1 tRNA gene is annotated in these 206 nt (G+C 47.6%); it reads right to left on the reverse strand.

Annotated elements, in window-relative coordinates:
* Window positions 1-68: 68 nt before the first annotated feature.
* Window positions 69-145: transfer RNA gene (locus tag AB4263_RS24370), tRNA-Met, on the reverse strand.
* Window positions 146-206 lie beyond the last annotated feature (61 nt).

Here is a 206-nt window from a genome sequence, read left to right on the forward strand (position 1 = left end):
AGCTAGTATCGCATTAGTTAGTCGCTGCTCTTACTGCCTTGGGCAATAGATAGCGCTTAACTGTAATGTGGTTGCGGGAGCCGGATTTGAACCGACGACCTTCGGGTTATGAGCCCGACGAGCTACCAAACTGCTCCATCCCGCGTCCGAATGCATTATTTAAGTCAATGACTCTGTTCTCTAAAAAGAGAGAATTTGGAGCGATA

Origin of the sequence: Vibrio sp. 10N.261.55.C5 (assembly GCF_041470505.1) — a bacterium.
In the GTDB taxonomy this organism is placed as follows: domain Bacteria; phylum Pseudomonadota; class Gammaproteobacteria; order Enterobacterales; family Vibrionaceae; genus Vibrio; species Vibrio crassostreae_C.